This window comes from Streptomyces sp. NPDC005017 (assembly GCF_042873115.1).
Classification (GTDB): Bacteria; Actinomycetota; Actinomycetes; order Streptomycetales; family Streptomycetaceae; genus Streptomyces.
Map to the genome: position 1 here is coordinate 22,053 of NZ_JBIALD010000001.1, position 23,275 is coordinate 45,327.

Here is a 23,275-nt window from a genome sequence, read left to right on the forward strand (position 1 = left end):
GAGCGATGGACGCCATGGAGTTGGAGCTGGGCCTGCACGACTGGGCCCGGCTGCCCTGCCACAGCTGCGCATCCGCGTCGCACGTTCCTGCGGAACTGCTGCGGATGGCCCGGGCACGGACGCCCGAGGAGGCCGTGCCGAGGGACATCGAGTTCCACGTGATCCAGGAGAGCTGGGCGACGGAGACCGCCGTCCCCGTCGCCCGGGCGCTGATGGCCGGGCTGGCCGATCCCCGGGTCGCCCCGGCGGCCCGGCACCAGTTCCTCGACCTGCTCTCCTCGTTCGTCGTCGTGGATGACGAGGACATCGCGGAGGCGTGCAGGGACGCGGCGCGGGCCGGGATCTGGACCCTGTACGAGGAGGTGCTCTCCGGCCGGGCTCCGGGCACCGCCCTGCTCGCCTACTGGGTCCTGTACGAGGCGGAGCCCGTCCCGGCGCGCCGGGAGAGACTCCTAGAGACGGCCCGGCACCTGCTGCCGGAGGACCTGCGCATGGACTGACCGGCCGCACAGGCAACGGGCAGGACACCCGCCGAGGAGGCGGTGTCCTGCCCGTTCCGTGTTCTCACCCGGCGGGATGCCCCACGAGCATCGTCGGCGCGCCCGCCACCCGCGTCAGGAACACCGTCGCCGCGTTCCGCCCCTGCGGCTTGACCTTCCTGCGCAGTTCCTCCGGCTCGACGGCCGAGCCGCGCTTCTTCACGGTCAGCACGCCGACCTCGCGTTCGCGCAGCAGCGCCTTGAGCCTCTTGACGTTGAACGGGAGCTGGTCGGTGATCTCGTAGGCGGTGGCGTACGGGGTGGGGCGCAGCGCGTCGGAGGTGACGTAGGCGATGGTCTCGTCGACGAGGCCGCCGTCCAGCGCGGCGGCGGCGTCGGCGACCAGGTGGGCCCGGATGACGGCGCCGTCGGGCTCGTAGAGGTAGCGGCCGAGGGGGCGGACCGGCGGGTTGGGCAGGCCGGTGCCGAGCAGGGTGTGCGGGCCGGGGAGCAGGGTCGCGCGCACGGCACCCGGCTCCGTGCCGAACCACAGCACGGCCTCCTTGACGTCCCCGCCGTCGGAGGTCCACTCGGCCTCGGCCTCGGCGGGGATCGCCTCGTGGGGGACGCCGGGGGCGATCTTCAGGGCGGCGTGCGGGGCCTTCGCCGCGGCCTGCACGGCCCATGAGAGCGGCGGCGAGTAGGCCTCCGGGTCGAAGATCCGGCCGCGTCCGCCGCGCCGGGCCGGGTCCACGAACACGGCGTCGTACCCGGAGGCGTCGACCTCGGTGACGTCCGCCTCGCGCACCTCGATCAGGTCCGCGAGCCCGAGCGCCTCGGCGTTGGCGCGGGCCACCCGCGCGGTGAGCGGGTCGCGGTCGACCGCGAGGACGCGGATGCCGGCGCGGGCCAGCGCGATCGCGTCCCCGCCGATGCCGCAGCACAGGTCGGCGACGGAGGTCACGCCGAGTTCCCCGAACCGCCGCGCGCGATACGTGGCCACGCTCGCCCGGGTCGACTGCTCGACGCCGTTGGGCGTGAAGAACATCCGCGCGGCGTCCCCGGGCGCGAACTTCGCCGCCGCGCGCTGCCGCAGCCGTGCCTGTCCCAGCGCGGCGGACACCAGCTCCGCGGGGTGCTCGCGGCGCAGCCGCGTGGCCACGGCCAGCTCCTGCGCGGGATCGGTGTCACGCACCTCGTCGAGGAGGGCACGGCCTTCGGGCGTCAGCAGGGCGTCGAGCTCGTTCACCGGCTCATTGTGGGCCAGCCGGAGGACGGTTCGCCCGCGGTGGCGGTGTCGGCGGGGGTCCGGGGCGGGCTGCTGCGAGGATCCGGCTCCATGCGAGCAGTGGGACAAAATGACAAAAGCCGGGCGCCTGGGGTCGCGCCCGAAGGGGCGACGGACGGCCCGGGGCCCGAGGGAGCGGACGGCCCGGCGTCCGAGGGAACGGTCGGGTCGGGGCGCGGGGGAGCGGTCGGCCCGGCGTCCGGGGGAACGGTCGGGTCGGGGCGCGGGGGAGCGGTCGGCCCGGCGTCCGGGGGAACGGTCGGGTCGGGGTCCGGGGGAACGGTCGGCCCAGCGTCCGGGGGAGCGGGTGGTCTGGGGTCCGGTGGGGCGGGTGGGTCGGGGCCCGGAGGAACGGGCGGCCCGGGGTCCGGGGGAGCGGGCGGCCCGGGGTCCGGGGGAGCGGGTGTTCTGGAGTCCGGGGCGGGTGGTTTCTCCGGGGGCGGCCCGGACGGGTCACGGGCCGAACGGTTCCGCGATGCCGCAGGGGGCGGCGGCGGGGGTCCCTCCGGCCGCCGGGGACGTTCCGCGGGGCGCCGGCGGAGGCCCGCTCCTCGCGTGCCGCGCGTCCGCGCCGCGCTCGCCGTGCTCGTCGCCTCCGCCATCGCCTCCGGATGCGCCGAGGGCGCTGGCCCCGAGGCCTCCGCGGCGCGGCCCGCCCCCGGGCAGCAGCCGCACCTCGAGGCGCCCCCGGCGCGCGCCCTGGACTCCTACGCCGACCGCCTGCGCGCCGACCACACCGCCCGCGCGGCCGCCACCAGGCGCTGGGGGCTGACCCGCATGCCGCTGACGCCCCCGGCCCCGCCCGCGAGGAAGCCGGTGATCGGCACCCGCAGGGGCTTCGAGGTCGACGGCCACGAGGAGCTGGGCCTCCCCCCGGTCTTCACCACCGTCCCCACCAGGGACAAGGTCGTCTTCCTCACCATCGACGACGGCGCCGAGAAGGACCCGGCCTTCCTGCGGATGATGAGCGACCTGAAGATCCCGTACACCGCCTTCCTCAGCGACTACCTGGTCAAGGAGGACTACGGGTACTTCGGGCGGATGCAGGACCGGGGCGTGGTCCTGAACAACCACACCCTGCACCACCCGTACATGCGCGCCCTGTCCTACGCCCGCCAGAAGCACGAGATCTGCGGCATGCAGGACGTCATCGAGAAGCGCTACGGCAAGCGCCCCGTGCTGTTCCGCCCGCCCTTCGGCAGCTACAACCGGGACACCCTGCGCGCCGCTAAGGCCTGCGGCCTGAAGTACGCCCCGCTGTGGAACCAGGAGGTCTTCGTCGACCGCTGGGAGTACCGCGAGCCGGACCGCGCCCTGCACCCCGGCGACATCGTCCTCAGCCACTTCCGCGGCAAGGACCAGTGGAAGGGCACCATGTCCGACATGATCCGCCGGTTCCTGCGCAAGGTGACGGACGAGGGCTACGCGGTCGCACGGCTGGAGGACTACCTGTGAGGGTGAGGCACCCGATCGCGGCCGCGCTCGCCCTGACCGCCCTCCTCGCAGGCTGCGCACGGTCCGCCCGCCGCACGGCGCCTACGACACCATCACGCTGCGGGCCGCCGCCGACTGCGGCATCGCGGCGGTCGTCCGCTGGAGCGCGACCGTCACCGGCACCCGCGCCCCCGCAGGGCTCGCCCCCGGCGCGATCGTCTCGCTGTCCTCCCACGACCCCGCCGACCCGCCCCTGCGCGACCGTACGGCCGCCGTGCTGCGGGAGATCCAGCGGCACGGGCTGACGGTGGGGAGGCTGGAGGACTACCTGTGAGCGCCTGGAGAGAACGCGCCGCGCCGGACGTCAATTGGCACTCCGCTTGACCGAGTGCTAACCCCGGTCATAGTCTCGGCTCTGGCACTCCCCACCGGAGAGTGCCAAACACGCGACGGGCAGGTCCGGCACCCGCGACGACGGATCCACCTGGTCGCCACCTCAGACAGTTAACCCCGTGAGATCTCCGAAGGGGGAGGTCGGATCGTGACGACCACCAGCTCCAAGGTTGCCATCAAGCCGCTCGAGGACCGCATCGTGGTCCAGCCGCTCGACGCCGAGCAGACCACGGCCTCCGGCCTGGTCATCCCGGACACCGCGAAGGAGAAGCCCCAGGAGGGCGTCGTCCTCGCCGTGGGCCCGGGCCGCTTCGAGGACGGCAACCGTCTGCCGCTCGACGTCCAGGTCGGCGACGTGGTCCTGTACAGCAAGTACGGCGGCACCGAGGTGAAGTACAACAACGAGGAGTACCTCGTTCTCTCGGCTCGCGACGTTCTCGCGATCATCGAGAAGTAAACACCTCGCTTCCCGCGAAGCACCTTTGCTTTCCACTGCGCCCCTGGCCCCCGCGACCGATGAGTAGCCGGGCGCCCGGGGCGCAGTTTCTTTACCCCAGACTTTTCCGAGAGGGCTACCGCTGCCATGGCGAAGATCCTGAAGTTCGACGAGGACGCCCGTCGCGCCCTTGAGCGTGGCGTCAACAAGCTTGCGGACACGGTCAAGGTGACGATCGGTCCCAAGGGCCGCAACGTCGTGATCGACAAGAAGTTCGGCGCCCCCACCATCACCAACGACGGTGTGACCATCGCCCGCGAGGTCGAGGTCGAGGACCCGTACGAGAACCTCGGCGCGCAGCTGGTGAAGGAGGTGGCGACCAAGACCAACGACATCGCGGGTGACGGTACGACCACCGCCACCGTGCTGGCCCAGGCGCTCGTCCGCGAGGGCCTGAAGAACGTCGCCGCCGGCGCCTCCCCGGCCGCCCTGAAGAAGGGCATCGACGCGGCCGTCGCCGCCGTCTCCGAGGACCTGCTCGCGACCGCCCGGCCGATCGAGGAGAAGTCCGACATCGCCGCCGTCGCCGCGCTGTCCGCCCAGGACCAGCAGGTCGGCGAGCTCATCGCCGAGGCGATGGACAAGGTCGGCAAGGACGGTGTCATCACCGTCGAGGAGTCCAACACCTTCGGCCTGGAGCTGGACTTCACCGAGGGCATGGCCTTCGACAAGGGCTACCTGTCGCCGTACTTCGTGACGGACCAGGAGCGCATGGAGGCGGTCCTGGAGGAGCCCTACATCCTCATCAACCAGGGCAAGATCTCCTCGATCCAGGACCTGCTGCCGCTGCTGGAGAAGGTCATCCAGTCCGGTGGCTCCCGCCCGCTGCTGATCATCGCCGAGGACGTCGAGGGCGAGGCCCTGTCCACCCTCGTCGTGAACAAGATCCGCGGCACCTTCAACGCGGTCGCGGTCAAGGCCCCCGGCTTCGGTGACCGCCGCAAGGCGATGCTCCAGGACATGGCGGTCCTCACCGGCGCCACGGTCATCTCCGAGGAGGTCGGCCTCAAGCTCGACCAGGCCGGTCTGGACGTGCTGGGCAGCGCCCGCCGCGTGACCGTCACCAAGGACGACACCACGCTGGTCGACGGCGCGGGCAACTCCGAGGACGTCGCGGGCCGCGTCAACCAGATCAAGGCCGAGATCGAGAACACCGACTCCGACTGGGACCGCGAGAAGCTCCAGGAGCGCCTCGCGAAGCTGGCTGGCGGCGTGTGCGTGATCAAGGTCGGCGCCGCCACCGAGGTGGAGCTGAAGGAGAAGAAGCACCGTCTGGAGGACGCCATCTCCGCGACCCGCGCCGCGGTCGAGGAGGGCATCGTCTCCGGTGGTGGCTCCGCGCTCGTCCACGCCGTGAAGGTCCTCGAGGGCAACCTCGGCAAGACCGGCGACGAGGCCACCGGTGTCTCCGTCGTCCGCCGCGCCGCCGTCGAGCCGCTGCGCTGGATCGCCGAGAACGCCGGCCTCGAGGGCTACGTCATCGTCTCCAAGGTCGCCGACCTGGAGAAGGGCAACGGCTACAACGCCGCCACCGGCGAGTACGGCGACCTGGTCAAGCAGGGCGTCATCGACCCGGTCAAGGTCACCCGCTCCGCCCTGGAGAACGCCGCCTCCATCGCCTCCCTCCTCCTGACGACCGAGACCCTGGTCGTCGAGAAGAAGGAAGAGGAGCCGGCCGAGGCGGGCCACGGCCACGGCCACTCGCACTGACGCACCACGCACCACCAGAAGGCCCGGCACCCGGTTGGGGGTGCCGGGCCTTCCGGCTGTCAGGCAGCGGAGCCCGCCGCGAGCCCTACTGCTCCAGTGCGTCCAGCGCGCCCAGCTGGGAGATCAGGCCCAGACGGTCGTACTCCCACCAGCCCTCGGCGATCTTGCCGTCGCCGCCGCAGCGGAAGACCGTCGTGCCGGTCATGGTGCACTCCTTGCCGGTGGCCGGGATGCCGAGGAAGTCGGCCTTGTTGGTGCCCTTCCAGAACCAGCGCACACAGACCCGGTCGCCCTCGCAGACCAGGTCCTCCACGGTGAACGCGAAGTCGAACGCCCCGCGCCACATCAGCATCTCGCGCCGGATGTTGTCCAGCCCGAGGACGTCCTGCTCGTTGGAGGGGTCGTGGTCGTGGTAGTGCTCGGCGATCAGGTCGTTGAGCGGCGGGAGCTCGCCCGGCGTGCCCATCGTCTGGAGCAGCCGCCGCACATTGGCCGCGTACAGCTGCTCGTCCCGTACGACGTCCAGGTCCGTGAACGTCGGCATCTCGTCGCAGAGCGCGACCATGTCCCGGAAGATCCTGTCGGTCTCGGGGAGGTTCGAGTTCCGCATCGCCTCCTCGTACGAGGGGAACTCCACGATCTCGATGTAGTGCGACGCGTCGGACCGGTCCTTGCCGATCAGGTTGTGCGTCGCCGTCCGCTTGCCTTTGGTCTGTTCGACCCAGGTGTCCATCAGCCGGTTCATCTCGTCGAACCGGCTGGTCTTGCAGTCGATGATCTGTACGAACGTCATGGCGCCGCCTCCGGTCCCCCGAGGGGTCCGTCCGGACAGCTCCATTGTTCCACCGCCCCGCCCCGGCGTCCCCCGACCGGCCTACTGAGGCCCGTACTTCCGTCCGGTCCTGGACGTCACGCCGCCCAGCATGCCCCGGGGGATCACCTTGACCACGCCCATCAGCGCCTTGTAGCGCGGGTCCGGGATCGACACGGTCCGACCGCGGGCCAGGTCGGCCAGCGCCGCCGCGACCAGTTTGTCGGCGTCGAGCCACATCCAGCCGGGGATGTTGTCGGTGCCCATGCCGGCCCGCTCGTGGAACTCGGTGCGCACGAACCCCGGGCACAGCGCCATCAACCGCACGCCGCTGCCCGCCAGATCGCGCGCCACGCCCTGCGTGAACTGCACGACCCACGCCTTCGACGCGCCGTAGGTGCCGCGCGGCACGAACGCCGCGACCGAGGCCACGTTCACGACCCCGCCGCGCCCGCGCTCCCGCATCGCCTCCGTCGCCGCCGCCGTCAGCCGCAGCACCGCCTCGCAGTGCACCTTCAGCATCCGCAGCTCGTCCTCGGCGGACACCTCCAGAAAACGGCCCTTGTTGCCGAACCCGGCGTTGTTCACCAGCAGGTCGACGGCGCTCCGCCGGTCCGCCAGCCGGGCCGCCACGGCATCGATCCCGGCGTCCGTCGCCAGGTCGGCCACCAGCACCTCCGCCTCGATGCCGTGCCGGTCGTGCAGCTCGGTCGCCTGCTCCACCAGCCGCTTGCCGTCCCGTGCCACCAGGACGAGGTTCTGCCCGTCCGCGGCCAGCCGCCGCGCGAACGCGGCACCGATGCCCGCCGTCGATCCCGTAATGAGAGCCGTTGTCATGGCGCAAGGTTAATGACCCGGAGACGGGGGATCCGGCCCGGCAGGTGGGGGATTCGGGGACCGCGGGTGGGGATTCGGCTGACCGGTGATCAGCTCACGTTCGCCGCCGTGTACTTGCGGGCCGCGGCCAGCAGCTCGGGGTGCAGCGCCTCACCCGCCGCGAGGACCGCGGGCAGCAGCGACCGCCTGGTCGTCTCCGCCTGGAAGGCGAGCGCCACCGTCACCTCGTGCGCGGGACGGTGCACGATCTCGATCGGGTCGCCCGCGCGGATCTCCCCCGGCTCGATCACCCGGAGGTACGCCCCCGGCGCCGCCCGCCGGGTGAACCGCTTGACCCAGCGCTCCTCGCCGAGGTGGCCCTGGAAGGTCCGGCAGGGAATACGGCCGCAGGTCACCTCGAGGACCAGTTCGGGGCCGACGCGCCAGCGTTCGCCGATGAGGGCGCCGGAGACGTCCAGACCGCTCGTGGTGAGGTTCTCGCCGAAGCAGCCGTTGCGCAGCTCCCGGCCCAGCTCGGCCTCCCAGTCGTCGAGGTCCTCCCGCGCGACGGCGTACACGGCCTGGTCGTCGCCGCCGTGGTGCCGGGTGTCGCACACCGCGTCCCCGGCCAGCCCGCTCGCCCCGACCCCCTTGGGTCCGGGCGCCGCCACCCGCACCGGGCCCTCGACGGGCCGCTTGTCGATACCGGTCAGCCCTTCCGGCTGGTCGGTGTAGGGCACGGCCGTCGCACGGCCCAGATTCAGCGACAGAAGCATCATGAGCGCACGGTAGGCCTCCGGAGCCAAAGCGTCGACGCATTATTCGCCTCCACGCCCAAGCAAGACTTATGCTCGGGGCGTGATCGAGGCACGACATCTCCGTGTGCTGCGCGCCGTCGCCGCCACCGGTTCCTTCTCCGCGGCGGGGCGCGAGCTGGGCTGCACACAACCCGCGGTGAGCCAGCAGATGAAGGCCCTGGAGGCCTCCGTCGGCACTCCGTTGCTGGTGCGCGGCGGTCGTGAGATGCGGCTGACCCAGGCCGGCGAGGCCCTGGTCCGGCACGCCGCCGGCATCCTCGCCGGGCTCACGGCCGCGGAGGAGGAGGTCGCGGCGATCGCCGGGCTGCGCGCCGGCCGGGTCCGGCTGGTCTCCTTCCCCAGCGGCAGCTCCACCCTCGTGCCCACCGCCCTCGCCGCCCTGCGCGCGGCGCACCCCGGCACCCGGGTCTCCCTGGTGGAGGCCGAGCCGCCGCGCAGCGTGGAGATGCTCCGCGAGGGGGACTGCGACATCGCCCTCGCCTTCCGCTACGCGGGGAGCGCGGGCGCGCAGGACGCGGAGTGGGACGACCTCGTCGTACGGCCGCTGCTGACGGACCGTCTGGTCGCGCTCGTGCCCGAACGCCACCGTCTGGCCCGGGCCGGTTCCGTCGCCATCGGCGAACTCGCCGAGGAGCCCTGGATCGCGGGCTGCCCGCGCTGCCGCGGCCAGCTCGTGGAGGTGTGCGAGGGCGCCGGCTTCACGCCCCGCATCGACTTCGCCACCGACGACTACCCGGCCGTGGTGGGCCTGGTCGGCGCCGGTCTCGGCGTCGCCGTGCTGCCCCAGCTCGCCATCGAGTCCGTACGGCCCCGAGGGGCACGCGCGGTGACCCTGGAGCCCGCGGTGCGCCGGGACATCGTCGCCCTCACCCTCCCCGACCTGGCCCAGGTCCCGGCGGTGACGGCGACACTCGACCAACTGGCCAGGGCGACGCGGCGCTAGAAATGTGAGCGAGCCCCCCCCGTGACCGCCGGGTGCGGGGGGCGTGACCCGCCCGCGTGGCTCCCCGCACCCCTGAGACGCACGTCGTGCGCGCCCTTCAAGGGGCGCGGGGAACTGCGCCCCCAGCCACCCCCGACCCGCATCCGGCGGACCGAGACCAGCCGCACCCGCCCACTCCCGGCGGACCGCGCCCAGCCACATACGCCCCGCACCCGGCGGACCGCGCCCAGCCACATACGCCCCGCACCCGGCGGTCCGCCCCCGCACCCGGCGAACACGGGATCACCCTCCGTAAGCAAGACCCCGCGGCAGCCCCCGGCCGGGGCCAGCGCACGACAAAGCCCGGGCACGCGCCCCGCGAGCCCTTACCCGTTCTGCCCCCAGAGATACGAAGAAACGTTCCTTCAGGTGTTCGAACCGGCGTCGCCGCCGGACGTCGAAGCCGTCACCAGGCGATGGCGCGCCCGGCCCATGAGCTCCTCGCGCTCGTCCTCGGTCAACCCGCCCCACACACCGTACGGTTCGCGCACCGCCAGCGCGTGAGCCGCGCACTGCGCGCGGACCGGGCACCTCATGCAGACCTCCTTGGCCGAGTTCTCGCGAGCGCTCCGGGCCGCCCCGCGCTCACCCTCCGGATGAAAGAAGAGCGAGCTGTCCACCCCGCGACAGGCAGCGAGCAGCTGCCAGTCCCACAAGTCCGCGTTCGGTCCGGGAAGGCGGGAGAAATCTGCCATTGCGTGACCCCTTGTAGCCGTTCTGAGCGGATACGGTGCCCACGACCGTACAACTACGATCTAAGGAGATGAAAATATGACTCATTGCGAATCTAGCCTCGGACACCAGTAAAAGGGAAGAAAATGGGCCGAATGGGGCGCGCTTGTGATGAAACGTTGAGGGTCCGGCGGCTATGTCTGCCCCGTGTCCGCCCCCTCACGTAGAGTGCCGAAGATGGCAGACAGCCCCGTAACTCTTTCGAGTGACCGTCGTTGAGAGTGCGGAGGCGGTTGAAAACAAAAGTGCTCGGGCAGGCGTCCGAGACGGTCGACCGCACAGGTGACGATTCGTACCAGCCTGGAGGCTCAAGGTGACGCGCATCAGCTGCGGAGGGCGGCCATGACTTCCGTCCTCGTCTGCGACGACTCCCCGCTTGCCCGAGAGGCGCTCCGCCGCGCGGTCGCGACCGTGCCCGGCGTTGAGCGCGTGACGACGGCGGCCAACGGCGAGGAAGTCCTCCGCCGTTGGGGTGCCGACCGCTCGGACCTGATTCTGATGGACGTACGCATGCCCGGACTGGGCGGCGTAGAGACCGTGCGGCGGCTGCTGTCCGCCGACCCGGGTGCCCGCATCATCATGCTCACCGTCGCGGAGGACCTCGACGGCGTCGCCCTCGCGGTCGCCGCGGGTGCGCGCGGGTACCTCCACAAGGACGCCTCGCGCGCGGAGCTGCGGGCGACCGTGACGCAGGCGCTCGCCGACCCCACCTGGCGGCTCGCGCCGCGGCGGCTGCGGTCGGCCGAGATGGGTGCGGCGCCGACGCTCACCGCGCGTGAGATCCAGGTGCTGGAGGGCATGAGCCACGGCCGCTCCAACGCGGAGATCGGGCGGGAGCTGTTCCTCTCCGAGGACACGGTCAAGACCCACGCCCGGCGTCTGTTCAAGAAGCTCGGCGCCTCGGACCGCGCCCACGCGGTGGCCCTGGGCTTCCGGTGGGGACTGGTCCGCTAGAGCCCCACTCGGGCGAGTGGCCCGCTGTCACCCGTCCGCCGTCGTCCGTGGGCGGTCCCGCGCGGGCAGTGTCGGCCGGTCGCGCCCATGCGGCGGAGTCTTGCGTCGATACAGCCCCGTGCCCTGACGGGGGCGCGGGTGTGGACCGCCCTCCAGATGCCCGCTGCTCGTTTCGGCGCGGATGCCGCATCCTTGAGGTGTGGAGTTCCTCGGGGACGAGTCGGTCGAGCGGAAGGGGAGGGCGCAAGGGATGACTTCCGGCGCACCTGCTCATAACGCTTCGGTGCACAACGATGGACGCGGTGCCACGGGCCGTACGGGCTCAGGGCACGATGGACCGATGCGCGACGACGAGCCGACCCGTGCCCAGGGTGCGATCGGCGCGCTCGTGCATCGCGCGGTCGACGGGGACGAGCAGGCCACACACGACCTGCTCGCCCATGTCCACCCCCTGGCGCTGCGCTACTGCCGCACCCGGCTGTCCCGGCTGCCCGGCGACGCGCGCCACTTCGTCGAGGACCTCGCCCAGGAGGTCTGTGTCGCCGTCCTGATGGCGCTGCCGCGCTACCGGGACACCGGCAGGCCCTTCGAGGCGTTCGTCTTCGCCATCGCCTCCCACAAGGTCGCCGACCTCCAGCGGGCCGCGATGCGCCACCCGGGCTCCACGGCCGTCCCCTCGGACGAGATGCCCGAGCGGCCCGACGACTCCCTCGGCCCGGAAGAGCGCGCACTGCTCAGCAGCGACGCCGAATGGGCCAAGAAACTGCTGGCCAACCTGCCCGAGAACCAGCGCGAACTGCTCCTGCTGCGGATCGCGGTCGGCCTCACGGCGGAGGAGACGGGTCAAATGTTGGGAATGTCACCCGGCGCGGTCCGGGTCGCCCAGCACCGTGCGCTGAGCCGGCTGCGGGCACTGGCGGAGCAGTAACGGCCCTGCCGTGGAGCCGTGTCCGCGCCTTGGTTGAACAGGCGGCGGCCAGTTTCCGTACGAACATACGAAGCCGCCCGGGGTCCGGAACCGTGGAATGAGACGGGTTCTCTTCCCGTTAGCATGGACATCCGCACCGATCAAGGCCATTGGGGAAGGTGTCATGACTGCAAACGTCGACGGAGTGCCCGGTAAATTCGCGACACTCGGGCTGACCTACGACGACGTGCTGCTGCTGCCGGGCTCGTCGGACATGGCACCCGACGAGATCGACACCGCCTCGTACGTCTCCAAGAACGTGCGGGTGAACATCCCGCTGCTGTCCGCCGCCATGGACAAGGTCACCGAGTCGCGCATGGCGATCGCGATGGCCCGCCAGGGCGGCGTCGGCGTACTGCACCGCAACCTGTCCATCGAGGACCAGGCCAACCAGGTCGACCTGGTCAAGCGCTCCGAGTCGGGCATGGTCACCGACCCGATCACGATCCACCCGGACGCCACGCTCGCCGAGGCCGACGCCCTCTGCGCCAAGTTCCGCATCAGCGGCGTCCCGGTCACCGACGGCGAAAAGAAGCTGCTGGGCATCGTCACCAACCGTGACATGGCCTTCGAGACCGACCGCACCCGCCGTGTGCGCGAGGTCATGACGCCGATGCCGCTGGTCACCGGCAAGGTCGGCATCTCCGGAGTGGACGCCATCGAGCTGCTGCGCCGGCACAAGATCGAGAAGCTGCCGCTGGTCGACGACCAGGGCGTCCTCAAGGGCCTGATCACGGTCAAGGACTTCGTCAAGGCGGAGAAGTACCCGAACGCGGCCAAGGACGCGGGCGGCCGGCTGCTCGTCGGCGCGGCCGTCGGTGTCGCGGGCGACTCCTTCGAGCGCGCCCAGGCGCTGATCGAGGCGGGCGTCGACTTCATCGTCGTGGACACCGCCCACGGTCACTCCCGCCTGGTCGGCGACATGATCGCCAAGATCAAGTCGAACTCCTCCGGCGTCGACGTCGTCGGCGGCAACGTCGCCACCCGCGACGGCGCCCAGGCGCTGGTCGACGCGGGCGCCGACGGCATCAAGGTCGGTGTCGGCCCGGGCTCGATCTGCACCACCCGGGTGGTCGCCGGTGTCGGCGTCCCGCAGGTCACCGCGATCTACGAGGCCGCGCTCGCCGCCCGCGAGGCCGGTGTCCCGGTCATCGGCGACGGTGGCCTGCAGTACTCCGGCGACATCGCCAAGGCCCTCGTCGCGGGCGCCGACACGGTGATGCTCGGCTCGCTGCTCGCGGGCTGCGAGGAGTCGCCGGGTGAGCTGCTGTTCATCAACGGCAAGCAGTTCAAGTCGTACCGCGGCATGGGCTCCCTCGGTGCCATGCAGACCCGCGGCGACCGCAAGTCGTTCTCCAAGGACCGCTACTTCCAGGAGGGCGTCGCCTCCGACGAGCAGCTGATCCCCGAGGGCATCGAGGGCCAGGTGCCCTACCGCGGCCCGCTCGCCTCGGTCGTGCACCAGCTGGTCGGCGGTCTGCGCCAGTCGATGTTCTACGTCGGCGGCAAGACCGTGCCGGACCTCCAGTCCAACGGCCGGTTCGTCCGGATCACCTCGGCGGGCCTGAAGGAGAGCCACCCGCACGACATCCAGATGACGGTCGAGGCGCCGAACTACAGCCGCCACAAGTAGTCACCAGCTTCGCGAAGGGCGGCCCCGCAACCACCGGGGCCGCCCTTGGGCCCTTCTGACGGATCTCCGAGGCGTCGCGACGCCCGGCACACACCCTCGTCGCACGGTGCGGAGGGACAGGCGGCTCCGCCACACGACCCTCCGCACCGCACGCCGATCGCCCGCACCGAGGCCGCTCCTACTCCCACGGGGATCCGTCAGAAGGGCCCAGTCGTGCCCGTCGGCGATACTGGAAGACGCTGAAACGCATCAGGGAAAGGCCACACATCGTGACTGAGATCGAGATCGGGCGCGGCAAGCGCGGCCGCCGGGCGTACGCCTTCGACGACATCGCCGTCGTCCCCAGCCGCCGTACGCGGGACCCGAAGGAGGTCTCGATCGCCTGGCAGATCGACGCCTACCGCTTCGAGCTGCCCTTCCTGGCCGCTCCCATGGACTCGGTCGTCTCGCCGGCCACCGCGATCCGGATCGGCGAGCTCGGCGGTCTCGGCGTGCTCAACCTCGAAGGCCTGTGGACGCGCTACGAGGACCCGCAGCCGCTGCTCGACGAGATCGCCGGGCTGCCCTCGGAGACCGCGACCCGCCGCCTCCAGGAGATCTACGCCGCCCCGATCAAGGAGGAGCTGATCGGGGCGCGGATCAAGGAGGTGCGCGACTCCGGCGTGGTCACCGCCGCGGCGCTCTCACCGCAGCGCACGGCCCAGTTCTCCAAGGCCGTCGTCGACGCGGGCGTGGACATCTTCGTCATCCGCGGTACGACGGTCTCGGCCGAGCACGTCTCCGGCGCCGCCGAGCCGCTGAACCTGAAGCAGTTCATCTACGAGCTGGACGTCCCGGTGATCGTCGGCGGCTGCGCCACGTACACCGCGGCCCTGCACCTGATGCGCTCGGGCGCCGCGGGTGTGCTGGTCGGCTTCGGCGGCGGCGCCGCGCACACCACCCGCAACGTGCTGGGCATCCAGGTCCCGATGGCCACGGCCGTCGCGGACGTGGCGGCGGCCCGCCGTGACTACATGGACGAGTCCGGCGGCCGGTACGTGCACGTCATCGCGGACGGCGGCGTCGGCTGGTCCGGCGACCTGCCCAAGGCCGTCGCCTGCGGCGCGGACGCCGTGATGATGGGCTCCCCGCTGGCCCGCGCCACGGACGCGCCCGGCAAGGGCCACCACTGGGGCATGGAGGCGGTCAACGAGGAGCTGCCGCGCGGCAAGAAGGTCGACCTCGGCACGGTCGGCACCATCGAGGAGGTCCTCACCGGCCCGTCCCACACCCCGGACGGCTCCATGAACCTCTTCGGCGCCCTGCGCCGCGCCATGGCCACCACCGGCTACAGCGAGCTCAAGGAGTTCCAGCGCGTCGAGGTCACGGTCGCGGACTCCCAGCACAAGCGCTGACCCCTCCCGCACACGCCGAAGGGCCCGCCCACCAGCAGGTGGGCGGGTCCTTCGCGTCCGCGGCGGCCGGCCCCTCCTCCGGGCTCGTGGTGGGGCGTGCGCCCCCGTCACAGGCGGTGCGCCACCCCGGAGGGGGTTGCTCCGCGGGTGTCCAGGAGGAGTTGGGCCTTGACCGACAGGCCCTGGAGGTCGTAGGTGCGGTGGGGCTGGAGGAGGATCGTGAGGTCGGCCTCGGCGGCGGCTTCGTAGAAGGAGTCGACGCGGGGGATCGGGCGGTCGAGGACGGTCCACGAGGGGATGTGCGGGTCGTGGTAGCTGACCGCCGCGCCCAGGGACATCAGGCGGAAGGCGATCTCGTGGGCCGGGGTGGCCTGTTCGTCGGCGAGGTCGGGCTTGTAGGCGACGCCCAGCAGGAGGACGCGGGCGCCTCTCGCCGACTTGCCGTGCTCGTTCAGCAGGGCGGCCGCGCGCTGGACGACGTAGCGCGGCATCTGTTCGTTGACCTGGCGGGCCAGTTCGACCATGCGCAGGCCGCGGCCGGGGTGGCCGATGAGGTCCTGGGGGACGGTGTGGCCGCCCACGCCGGGGCCGGGGCGGAAGGCCTGGAAGCCGAAGGGCTTGGTCTCCGCGCAGCGGATGACGTCCCAGAGGTCGACGCCCAAGTCGTGGCAGAGGACGGCCATTTCGTTGACGAGGGCGATGTTGACGTGCCGGTAGGTGGTCTCCAGCAGATGCACCGTCTCCGCCTCGCGCAGTCCGCGCGCGCGGACGACCTTGTCGGTGATGCGGCTGTAGAACGCGGCGGCGGACTCCGTGCAGGCGGGGGTGAGGCCGCCGATGACCTTGGGCGTGTTGGCGGGGGTGAACACGCGGTTGCCGGGGTCGACGCGGCTGGGGGAGTGGGCGAGGTGGAAGTCGCGTCCCGCGCGAAGGCCGGAGCCCTCCTCGAGCAGGGGGCGCAGGACGTCCTCCGTGGTGCCGGGGAGGACCGGGGACTCCAGGATGACCGTGGTGTGGGGACGCAGCCTGGCCGCGAGGGTGCGGGCGGCCGTCTCCACCTGGCCGAGGTCGAGGCCGCCGTCGGCGGCGCGTGGGGTGGGGGCGCAGATGACCGCCGTGCGGACGCGGCCGAGTTCGGCGGGCCCGTCGGCCGGCCGGAAGCCCTCCGAGTGCATCCGGCGCAGTTCGGCGGGGCTGAGGGACCCGGCCTCGGTCCCGGTGCGATAGCCGACCGTGGGGATGCCGGCGGCCACCGCGGCCTGGGCCAGCGGCAGGCCGAGCGGGCCGAGTCCGATCACGGCGAGATCTGCGGGCATGGAGTGGGCCGTCCTTCCCAGTAACCGATGCGGGACAGGTGCGCAAGCCCGGTGGACAGAACGGGCGAGCGCAATGTCAGACTAAGCGTAAATATGACCGATATGCTGCATTGTTTCCTTGTGTCGCCCCGCTCCGGTGACGGAGGACGCGTCCAGGTCCGCCGGAGTTATCCACAGGTCGCCGGTGCGTGGTGGCTGAAGTCGGGCAAGCCGGTCAGAATTCTGGGCAGGGGGGACACGGACGGGGCTTCGCCCGACGGGTGCGGCCGGCGCGACCGAGCAGCGGGAGGCAGCGGTGAGGACAGCGACACTGGGGCCGGAACAGCGTGCCGAGGCACTGGCGGCCATGGCCGAGCACGAACTGGACCTCCTCGTCGTGGGCGGTGGAGTGGTCGGTGCCGGTATCGCCCTCGACTCCGCCACGCGCGGTCTGTCCACCGGACTGGTCGAGGCGCGTGACTGGGCGTCGGGCACGTCCAGCAGATCCAGCAAGCTGATCCACGGCGGCCTGCGCTATCTGGAGATGCTCGACTTCGCCCTGGTCCGGGAGGCGCTGAAGGAGCGCGGACTGCTGCTGGAGCGGCTCGCCCCGCACCTGGTGAAGCCGGTGCCGTTCCTGTACCCGCTCCAGCACAAGGGCTGGGAGCGGCTCTACGCCGGCTCGGGCGTCGCCCTCTACGACGCCATGTCGACGGCCCGCGGGCACGGCCGGGGACTGCCGGTGCACCGCCATCTGAGCCGCCGTCACGCGCTGCAGGTCGCCCCCTGCCTGAAGAAGGACGCCCTGGTCGGCGCGCTTCAGTACTACGACGCCCAGATGGACGACGCCCGCTATGTGGCCACCCTGGTGCGCACCGCCGCGGCCTACGGCGCCCAGGCCGCCAACCGCGCGCGGGTCACCGGTTTCCTGCGCGAGGGCGAACGCGTGGTCGGCGCGCGCGTGCAGGACGTCGAGGCGGGCGGGGAGTACGAGATCCACGCCAAGCAGATCGTCAACGCCACGGGCGTGTGGACCGACGACACCCAGGCCATGGTGGGCGAGCGCGGGCAGTTCCACGTCCGCGCGTCCAAGGGCATCCATCTGGTGGTGCCCAAGGACCGCGTCCACTCCAGCACCGGACTGATCCTGCGCACCGAGAAGTCCGTGCTGTTCGTCATCCCCTGGGGCAGGCACTGGATCATCGGCACCACCGACACCGACTGGGACCTCGACAAGGCCCACCCGGCCGCCTCCAGCGCCGACATCGACTACCTGCTGGAGAATGTGAACTCCGTGCTGGCGGTGCCCCTCACCCGTGACGACGTCGAGGGCGTCTACGCCGGGCTGCGCCCGCTGCTGGCCGGCGAGTCGGACGCCACCAGCAAGCTCTCGCGCGAGCACACCGTGGCCCACCCGGTGCCGGGCCTGGTCGTGGTGGCCGGCGGCAAGTACACGACGTACCGGGTGATGGCCAAGGACGCCGTCGACGAGGCGGTCCACGGCCTCGACCGGCGGGTCGCGGAGTGCGTCACCGAGGACATCCCGCTGGTCGGCGCCGAGGGCTACCGGGCGCTGTGGAACACCCGCGCGCGGATCGCCGCCCGCGCCGGACTGCACGTGGCCCGCGTCGAGCACCTGCTCAACCGCTACGGCTCCCTCACCGAGGAACTCCTCGAACTCATCGCCGCCGACCCCTCGCTGGCCGACCCGCTCCAGGGCGCCGAGGACTATCTGCGCGCCGAGGTCGTCTACGCCGCCTCGCACGAGGGCGCGCGCCATCTGGACGACGTGCTGACCCGGCGCACCCGCATCTCCATCGAGACCTTCGACCGCGGCACGCGCTGCGCGCGGGAGACCGCCGAGCTGATGGCGCCGGTGCTCGGCTGGGACGCGGACCAGATCGAGCGGGAGGTGCGGCACTACGAGAAGAGAGTGGAGGCCGAGCGGGAGTCCCAGCGCCAGCCCGACGACCTCACGGCGGACGCGGCACGGCTGGGGGCGCCGGACATCGTGCCGCTGTGACGGCGCGGCGGGTACATGTCACAGGGCGTTACGCGAGCGTCTCACAGAGCGTCATCCAGGGGTGCGGAAGGGGCGATTCAGACCGCACGCGGACGTCAGCGCACCCGCCGGGCCCCAGGGCCCCCCGGGGAACCGGGCACTTGTCGGGTGAGGGACAATGGAGCCTCTGTCAGGGCGGGTTGCACGAGGGGACGCATGTCGGAGGCGGAGCGGGCGGGGACATCCCGTCAGGACAAGAGCGCACGTCTCCTCGCCGGGCGCTACCGGCTGGGAGACGTGCTCGGCCGCGGCGGCATGGGCACGGTGTGGCGCGCCGAGGACGAGACCCTCGGCCGCACGGTGGCCGTCAAGGAGCTGCGGTTCCCGTCGAACATCGACGAGGAGGAGAAGCGACGGCTCATCACGCGCACCTTGCGTGAGGCCAAGGCCATCGCCCGGATCAAGAACACCAGCGCGGTGACGGTCTTCGACGTGGTCGACGAGGACGACCGGCCGTGGATCGTGATGGAGCTCGTCGAGGGCAAGTCGCTCGCCGAGGCCATCCGCGAGGACGGTCTGCTCGAACCCCGGCGCGCCGCCGAGGTCGGCCTCGCGGTCCTCGACGTGCTGCGTTCCGCCCACCGCCAGGGCATCCTGCACCGCGACGTGAAGCCGTCCAACGTGCTGATCGCCGACGACGGCCGGGTCGTGCTCACCGACTTCGGCATCGCCCAGGTCGAGGGCGACCCGTCCATCACCTCGACCGGCATGCTCGTCGGCGCCCCCTCCTACATCGCCCCCGAGCGCGCCCGCGGCCACAAGCCGGGGCCCGCGGCCGACCTGTGGTCGCTCGGCGGACTGCTCTACGCGGCGGTCGAGGGCGTGCCGCCGTACGACAAGGGGTCGGCGATCGCCACCCTCACCGCCGTGATGACCGAGCCGCTGGACGACCCGAAGAACGCCGGGCCGCTGAAGGACGTCATCCACGGCCTGCTCACCAAGGACCCCGACGAACGGCTCGACGACGCGGGCGCGCGCAGGATGCTCACCGCCGTGCTGAGCGCGCCGGACGCCTCCTCGACGGAGCCGCTGGAGGCGACCAAGGTCGTACCGCTGCCCGAGCAGCCGGGCGGGTCCGGCACGGGCGGCCGACGAGGTGAGGAAGCGGCCGACCGGCTGCGCGGAGCGCTGCGTTCGGTGCGCAGGGCCGCCGGGTCGGCGGGGTCTGCCGTGTCCGCGCGGGCCGCGGGTTCCACCGGGTCCGCGGGTTCCACCGGGTCCGCGGGTGCCGCGGGGGCAGCGGGAGCTTCGAGTGCCACGTCCGCCTCGGCCGGTGCCGCTTCTCCGGCCGCCTCCGGGCCCGCGCGCCCGGAGGGGCCCGCGGGGCAGGGCGGGAGAGCCGCAGGTACGGCCGGACAGGGTTCCGGGTGGCCCGTGGTGCCGCCGCCGGATCTGCCGGCGCGCCCGGCGCGGCGTGCGCCGCTGACCGACGTGGTGCCCCGGCGGACGCTGGTGATCATCGCGGTGGCCCTGGTGCTCGCCGTGCTCGGCACCGTGATCGCCCTCAACCTCGACGGCGACGACTCCGGCTCCTCGAACACCGGCGGGGGCACCAGGGCCTCGGGCGACGTCACGCCCGGCGCCGACACCAAGGGCGACGACCAGGGCGGCACCCGCCCCGACGGCCGGGCGTCCGAGTCCGCCGGCAAGGGCGCGAGCCCGACCGCGACCGCGGGCGCCGCGGCCGGCCAGGGCGAGGACGGCGACGAGGACGACAAGGGCGACACCGCGGGCGGCTCCGGCGACGACGCCGTGGCCAGGACCCACCGGGGCGGCCAGGGCTACTCGATCGGGCTGCCCAAGGGCTGGAAGTACCAGTCCACCGGTGACGCGGGGGACCGTTTCACCGGCCCCGACGGGCAGAAGCTGCTCATCGGCTGGACCAGCACCCCGAAGGACGACCCGGTCGCCGACTGGCGCAACCAGGAACGCGCGATGCAGCGCTCGCAGTACCAGCGCATCCGCATAGAAGCGGTGGGCTACCGCGGCTGGAACACGGCCGACTGGGAGTTCACCTACGCCGAGGACGGCACGCGCTACCGGAGCATCGACCGCGGGTTCGTCGTCAACGACCACCAGGGGTATGCCCTGATGTACACGGCCAAGGCCGACAAGTGGCGCGGGGAACTGCGCCGGGACACCTGGCAGACGCTCACGAAGACGTTCCGGCCGAAGGGTTGAGCCCGGCCCCGGCCGGGGCCGGTCCCGGCGTCCGGGCCGGGTTTCCCGCGGCCGAGGCGGGGTGAGATCTCCCATCCCCTCGGTGCGGGCTGCCCATGGCACGTATCGTGAGTGCTTGCGAACCGTACGCATCCGGAACGGGACGCCGTACGAACGGAATTGACCAGCCGGGCGGCCGGGGGAGGCAACGTGGACGACTATGCGGGACGGGTGCTGGCCGACCGCTACCGCCTGCCGCTGCCGCCCTCCGACGAGTACGAACTCACCGAGTCACGCGCCTTCGACACCTACAGCGGGCAGGAGGTCCTGGTCCGCCAGGTGCCGTTGCCCGAGGTCGTCGAGGCGGAGGTGCTCGACGCGGACGGGCTGCCGGAGGGATTCACCGCACGGGACCGCGGCGTACGGCGGCCCGCCGCGCCCGGTACGGCGCGACGGCCCGCCGATCCGGCGGTACGGCGTGCCGTGGAGGCCGCCCAGGCCGCCGCGGCCCTTCCCGACCACCCGCGGCTCGACCAGGTCTTCGACGTGTTCGCCGAGGGCGGTTCGCTGTGGATCGTCAGCGAGCTGGTGGCAGCGCGGCCGCTCGCCGCGCTGCTCACCGAGCGACCGCTGACGCCGTACCGGGCCGCCGAGGTCGCCTCCGACGTCCTCACGGCGCTGCGCGTGCTGCACGCGCACGGCTGGGTGCACCGCAACATCACCGCCCGCACGGTGCTCGTCTGCGACGACGGGCGTGTCCTGCTCACCGGCCTCGCCGTCGGCGCTGCGGAGGAGGCGCTGTGCGGCTACGACCCGGTACCGGCAGGTGAGGACACCGGCACCCACCCCACCCTGCCCCACCAGGGCCCCGGCGGCCCCCCGGGCGGCGCCGCGGTCCTGTCCCCCGGCCGGGCGGGAGCCACGGCCGGTGACCTGGAGGCCGCGCGGCGGGCCGCCATCGAGGCACGGGGCGTCGGCCGTCTGCCCGGCGGGGAGGCCCCGCCCGGCCCTGGCCCCTACGGCCCGGCCCCGTCCGGCGCGCCGGACGCCCCCGAGCGCGGGGAACCGGGGCGAGGCGACGACATCCGGGCGGCCCGCGCCGGGGCGATCGCCGCCTACCGTGAGGGAGCCCGCGCCGCCGCCCGCGTCCAGGAGACCCGGCAGGGCGCCCCCGGACTCGGCCCCGACCCCTCGCTGTCCGACGGACAGGCCCTGCTGCCCGGCGCCCGGCCCGCCCCCGGCGCGCCCTCGCCCCAGCTGCCGGAGCAGGACTCCCGCGGCCGTGCGGACGGCAACCCCCCGGGCCGGATAGCCGACCCGTACGGCGTGCACGCCCGCCCCTGGCACGGCGCCGCCCCGCGCACCGCCCCCGGTGCCCCGCGGACGGGCGCCGCGCCGCTCGGGATCCCCCCGGCCGACCCGCACCGCCAGGCCCTCCCCGCGGCGGGCCGCACGCCGGGCATGTCCCCCGTGCAGCTGAGCCCCGCCGCGCTTCCCGCACCCGCCTCCCCGCCGGCCGGCCGCTGGGACGAGCCGGCCCCCGCCGTCCCCGGACGGCGTGGCCCCGCCACCGCGCTCGCCGCCGAGCGCGCGCGGCAGGCACGGATGGCCGTGGTCGGCGCGGTCACCGAGCGGTGGGCCCCCGAACAGGCCGGGCCCGTGCACGAGAACTGGCAGCTCGCCGCACCGATCGGCCCCGCCACCGACCTGTGGGCGCTCGGCGCGCTGCTGTTCCGGGCCGTGCAGGGCCACGCGCCCTACCCGGAGGAGTCGACGGCCGAGCTGGTGCAGATGGTGTGCGCGGAGCCGCCCGCGTTCGCCGAGGAGTGCGGCCCGCTGCGGCCGGTCGTGGAGTCCCTGCTGCGCCAGGACCCCACCGAGCGGCCCGACTTCGAGGAACTGCGCGGCTGGCTGCGCTCCCTCGTACGCTCGGCGCCCGAGCCGGAGGCCGGGGTGCACGTGGTCGCCGCGCCGCCCGCCGACACGGGCCGGCTGCCGGTCGTACGACGACGCGGCGAGCTGGTGCGCAAGCGGCGTGCCGGGCTGCCCGCGGCGCACGGACGGCACAAGCGGGCCCGGCAGGAGGAGCGTTCGCCGCGCAGCCTCGGCCGGACCCTGCTGGTGACGGTGCTGCTGGCGATGGCGGCGGCGGTCGCGTACGCCGTGCTGTTCATGCCCAAGTCCGAGGAGTCCGGCTCCGGCTCGCCGCAGGCGGACCGTACCGGCGCGGCCGGGCAGGCCGGACAGGCGCCCGAGAGCTCGCCGCAGGCCAGCAGCGAACCGCGGCCCGACCAGACCACGCCGGGCGACGGGGGTGGCAACGACCCGTCCCAGTCGGCCGGTTCCGACGAGACGCAGCCGTCCGGGTCCGATGCCGCCGAGGGCTTCACCGTCCGCTCCGACCCGGCGGGCTTCCGGATCGCCGTGGCCGACGGCTGGGAACGCGGCGGAGAGAACGGCCGCGGACAGGTGCGGTACGCGCACGGCTCGTTCGAGCTGATCGTCGTCGCCGGCCGGGACAGCGCCGGGGAGTTCGGCAGCGACCCGATGGTCTACCAGCGGGAGCGGGAGGCGGAGCTGCAGCCGTACCGCGACTCCAGCTGGGCCACGGCCACCGGGCTGAAGACGATCTCGGTGGGCGGACGGACGATGGCCGAGGGCCAGTTCACCTGGACCGGCGCCGACGGGCGCGAGCTGTTCGTGCGCAATGTCGCGATCCTCCTCGACGGCCGCTACCACGTGGTGCAGGTACGCGGCCCGGAGGCCGAACGGGACGAGGTGACCCGCCTGTACGAACAGGCGTCCTCCACCTACCAGCCCACCGGCTGAATCCGGCGGGGGCGGTCCGGTT

The 23,275-nt window shown here is 72.7% G+C and carries 18 protein-coding genes; 12 read left to right on the forward strand and 6 right to left on the reverse strand.

The features are described 5' to 3' along the window. Positions 1-5: 5 nt before the first annotated feature. Entirely contained in the window at positions 6-500 is a 495-nt protein-coding gene (locus tag ACFYR0_RS00065) for a hypothetical protein (RefSeq protein WP_389319743.1), read from the forward strand. Positions 501-564: 64 nt separating this feature from the next. Here the strand turns inward: ACFYR0_RS00065 and ACFYR0_RS00070 are convergent, their stop codons facing one another. Then, on the reverse strand, positions 565-1,728 hold the full coding sequence (locus ACFYR0_RS00070) for a methyltransferase domain-containing protein (protein ID WP_389319746.1): 1,164 nt from the start codon (positions 1,726-1,728) through the stop codon (positions 565-567). 594 nt (positions 1,729-2,322) lie between these two features. Between ACFYR0_RS00070 and ACFYR0_RS00075 the strand changes: the two genes are divergently transcribed. The 3 genes from ACFYR0_RS00075 (at position 2,323) to groL (ending at position 5,800) form a co-directional block, all read left to right on the forward strand. Next, positions 2,323-3,222 carry a polysaccharide deacetylase family protein gene (locus ACFYR0_RS00075; RefSeq protein WP_389319749.1) on the forward strand — a complete coding sequence of 300 codons (900 nt, stop codon included), beginning with the start codon at positions 2,323-2,325 and terminating at the stop codon, positions 3,220-3,222. A gap of 520 nt (positions 3,223-3,742) precedes the next feature. Continuing rightward, positions 3,743-4,051 (forward strand): co-chaperone GroES, encoded by a 309-nt coding sequence (gene groES / locus ACFYR0_RS00080; protein ID WP_356693929.1) that lies wholly within the window; start codon positions 3,743-3,745, stop codon positions 4,049-4,051. Between the two features lie 126 nt (positions 4,052-4,177). Then, positions 4,178-5,800, forward strand: coding sequence for a chaperonin GroEL (gene groL, locus ACFYR0_RS00085; protein WP_389319753.1), 1,623 nt, complete (start codon positions 4,178-4,180; stop codon positions 5,798-5,800). An 85-nt stretch (positions 5,801-5,885) separates the two neighbouring features. Here groL and ACFYR0_RS00090 read toward each other — a convergent pair whose 3' ends face one another. From ACFYR0_RS00090 to ACFYR0_RS00100, 3 genes are all read right to left on the reverse strand, one after another. Continuing rightward, positions 5,886-6,593, reverse strand: coding sequence for an ester cyclase (locus ACFYR0_RS00090; protein ID WP_389319756.1), 708 nt, complete (start codon positions 6,591-6,593; stop codon positions 5,886-5,888). An 81-nt stretch (positions 6,594-6,674) separates the two neighbouring features. Continuing rightward, a complete protein-coding gene (locus ACFYR0_RS00095) occupies positions 6,675-7,448 on the reverse strand; it encodes an SDR family NAD(P)-dependent oxidoreductase (protein WP_389319759.1) in 774 nt (257 codons plus the stop codon). 89 nt (positions 7,449-7,537) lie between these two features. Then, positions 7,538-8,206 carry an MOSC domain-containing protein gene (locus tag ACFYR0_RS00100; RefSeq protein ID WP_389319762.1) on the reverse strand — a complete coding sequence of 223 codons (669 nt, stop codon included), beginning with the start codon at positions 8,204-8,206 and terminating at the stop codon, positions 7,538-7,540. A 79-nt stretch (positions 8,207-8,285) separates the two neighbouring features. Here ACFYR0_RS00100 and ACFYR0_RS00105 point away from each other — a divergent pair, with 79 nt between their 5' ends. After that, positions 8,286-9,188, forward strand: coding sequence for a LysR family transcriptional regulator (locus ACFYR0_RS00105; RefSeq protein WP_389319765.1), 903 nt, complete (start codon positions 8,286-8,288; stop codon positions 9,186-9,188). Positions 9,189-9,592: 404 nt separating this feature from the next. Here ACFYR0_RS00105 and ACFYR0_RS00110 read toward each other — a convergent pair whose 3' ends face one another. Further along, entirely contained in the window at positions 9,593-9,922 is a 330-nt protein-coding gene (locus tag ACFYR0_RS00110; RefSeq protein ID WP_356693951.1) for a WhiB family transcriptional regulator, read from the reverse strand. A 379-nt stretch (positions 9,923-10,301) separates the two neighbouring features. Between ACFYR0_RS00110 and ACFYR0_RS00115 the strand changes: the two genes are divergently transcribed. The 4 genes from ACFYR0_RS00115 (at position 10,302) to ACFYR0_RS00130 (ending at position 14,907) form a co-directional block, all read left to right on the forward strand. Beyond that, positions 10,302-10,913, forward strand: a complete 612-nt coding sequence (locus ACFYR0_RS00115; protein ID WP_003948568.1) for a response regulator transcription factor — start codon at positions 10,302-10,304, stop codon at positions 10,911-10,913. 340 nt (positions 10,914-11,253) lie between these two features. Beyond that, positions 11,254-11,841, forward strand: coding sequence for a sigma-70 family RNA polymerase sigma factor (locus tag ACFYR0_RS00120; RefSeq protein WP_389319769.1), 588 nt, complete (start codon positions 11,254-11,256; stop codon positions 11,839-11,841). 163 nt (positions 11,842-12,004) lie between these two features. Continuing rightward, entirely contained in the window at positions 12,005-13,513 is a 1,509-nt protein-coding gene (gene guaB / locus ACFYR0_RS00125) for an IMP dehydrogenase (protein ID WP_389319772.1), read from the forward strand. 269 nt (positions 13,514-13,782) lie between these two features. Continuing rightward, positions 13,783-14,907, forward strand: coding sequence for a GuaB3 family IMP dehydrogenase-related protein (locus ACFYR0_RS00130; protein ID WP_386377371.1), 1,125 nt, complete (start codon positions 13,783-13,785; stop codon positions 14,905-14,907). Positions 14,908-15,014: 107 nt separating this feature from the next. On the opposite strand, the gene ACFYR0_RS00135 is transcribed toward ACFYR0_RS00130, so the two are convergent. After that, complete coding sequence (locus ACFYR0_RS00135; RefSeq protein WP_389319775.1) at positions 15,015-16,223, reverse strand: nucleotide sugar dehydrogenase; 1,209 nt, start codon at positions 16,221-16,223, stop codon at positions 15,015-15,017. Between the two features lie 295 nt (positions 16,224-16,518). On the opposite strand from ACFYR0_RS00135, the gene ACFYR0_RS00140 reads away from it, so the two are divergent. The 3 genes from ACFYR0_RS00140 to ACFYR0_RS00150 all read left to right on the forward strand — a co-directional run bounded on the left by ACFYR0_RS00140 (position 16,519) and on the right by ACFYR0_RS00150 (position 23,253). Further along, on the forward strand, positions 16,519-18,225 hold the full coding sequence (locus ACFYR0_RS00140) for a glycerol-3-phosphate dehydrogenase/oxidase (RefSeq protein ID WP_389319778.1): 1,707 nt from the start codon (positions 16,519-16,521) through the stop codon (positions 18,223-18,225). A 195-nt stretch (positions 18,226-18,420) separates the two neighbouring features. Then, complete coding sequence (locus ACFYR0_RS00145; RefSeq protein ID WP_389319780.1) at positions 18,421-20,445, forward strand: serine/threonine-protein kinase; 2,025 nt, start codon at positions 18,421-18,423, stop codon at positions 20,443-20,445. A 189-nt stretch (positions 20,446-20,634) separates the two neighbouring features. Next, the gene (locus tag ACFYR0_RS00150; protein ID WP_389319783.1) at positions 20,635-23,253 is read left to right on the forward strand and encodes a protein kinase; all 2,619 of its coding nucleotides are present in this window, start codon (positions 20,635-20,637) and stop codon (positions 23,251-23,253) included. Positions 23,254-23,275: the final 22 nt, after the last annotated feature.

Coding starts and splice junctions, on each gene's coding strand:
- ACFYR0_RS00095 (WP_389319759.1), bottom strand. CDS start 7,448: ATGACAACGGCTCTCATTACGGGATCGACGGCGGGCATCGGTGCCGCG.
- groL (WP_389319753.1), top strand. CDS start 4,178: ATGGCGAAGATCCTGAAGTTCGACGAGGACGCCCGTCGCGCCCTTGAG.
- ACFYR0_RS00100 (WP_389319762.1), bottom strand. CDS start 8,206: ATGATGCTTCTGTCGCTGAATCTGGGCCGTGCGACGGCCGTGCCCTAC.
- ACFYR0_RS00115 (WP_003948568.1), top strand. CDS start 10,302: ATGACTTCCGTCCTCGTCTGCGACGACTCCCCGCTTGCCCGAGAGGCG.
- ACFYR0_RS00110 (WP_356693951.1), bottom strand. CDS start 9,922: ATGGCAGATTTCTCCCGCCTTCCCGGACCGAACGCGGACTTGTGGGAC.
- ACFYR0_RS00090 (WP_389319756.1), bottom strand. CDS start 6,593: ATGACGTTCGTACAGATCATCGACTGCAAGACCAGCCGGTTCGACGAG.
- ACFYR0_RS00145 (WP_389319780.1), top strand. CDS start 18,421: ATGTCGGAGGCGGAGCGGGCGGGGACATCCCGTCAGGACAAGAGCGCA.
- guaB (WP_389319772.1), top strand. CDS start 12,005: ATGACTGCAAACGTCGACGGAGTGCCCGGTAAATTCGCGACACTCGGG.
- ACFYR0_RS00120 (WP_389319769.1), top strand. CDS start 11,254: ATGCGCGACGACGAGCCGACCCGTGCCCAGGGTGCGATCGGCGCGCTC.
- ACFYR0_RS00065 (WP_389319743.1), top strand. CDS start 6: ATGGACGCCATGGAGTTGGAGCTGGGCCTGCACGACTGGGCCCGGCTG.
- ACFYR0_RS00135 (WP_389319775.1), bottom strand. CDS start 16,223: ATGCCCGCAGATCTCGCCGTGATCGGACTCGGCCCGCTCGGCCTGCCG.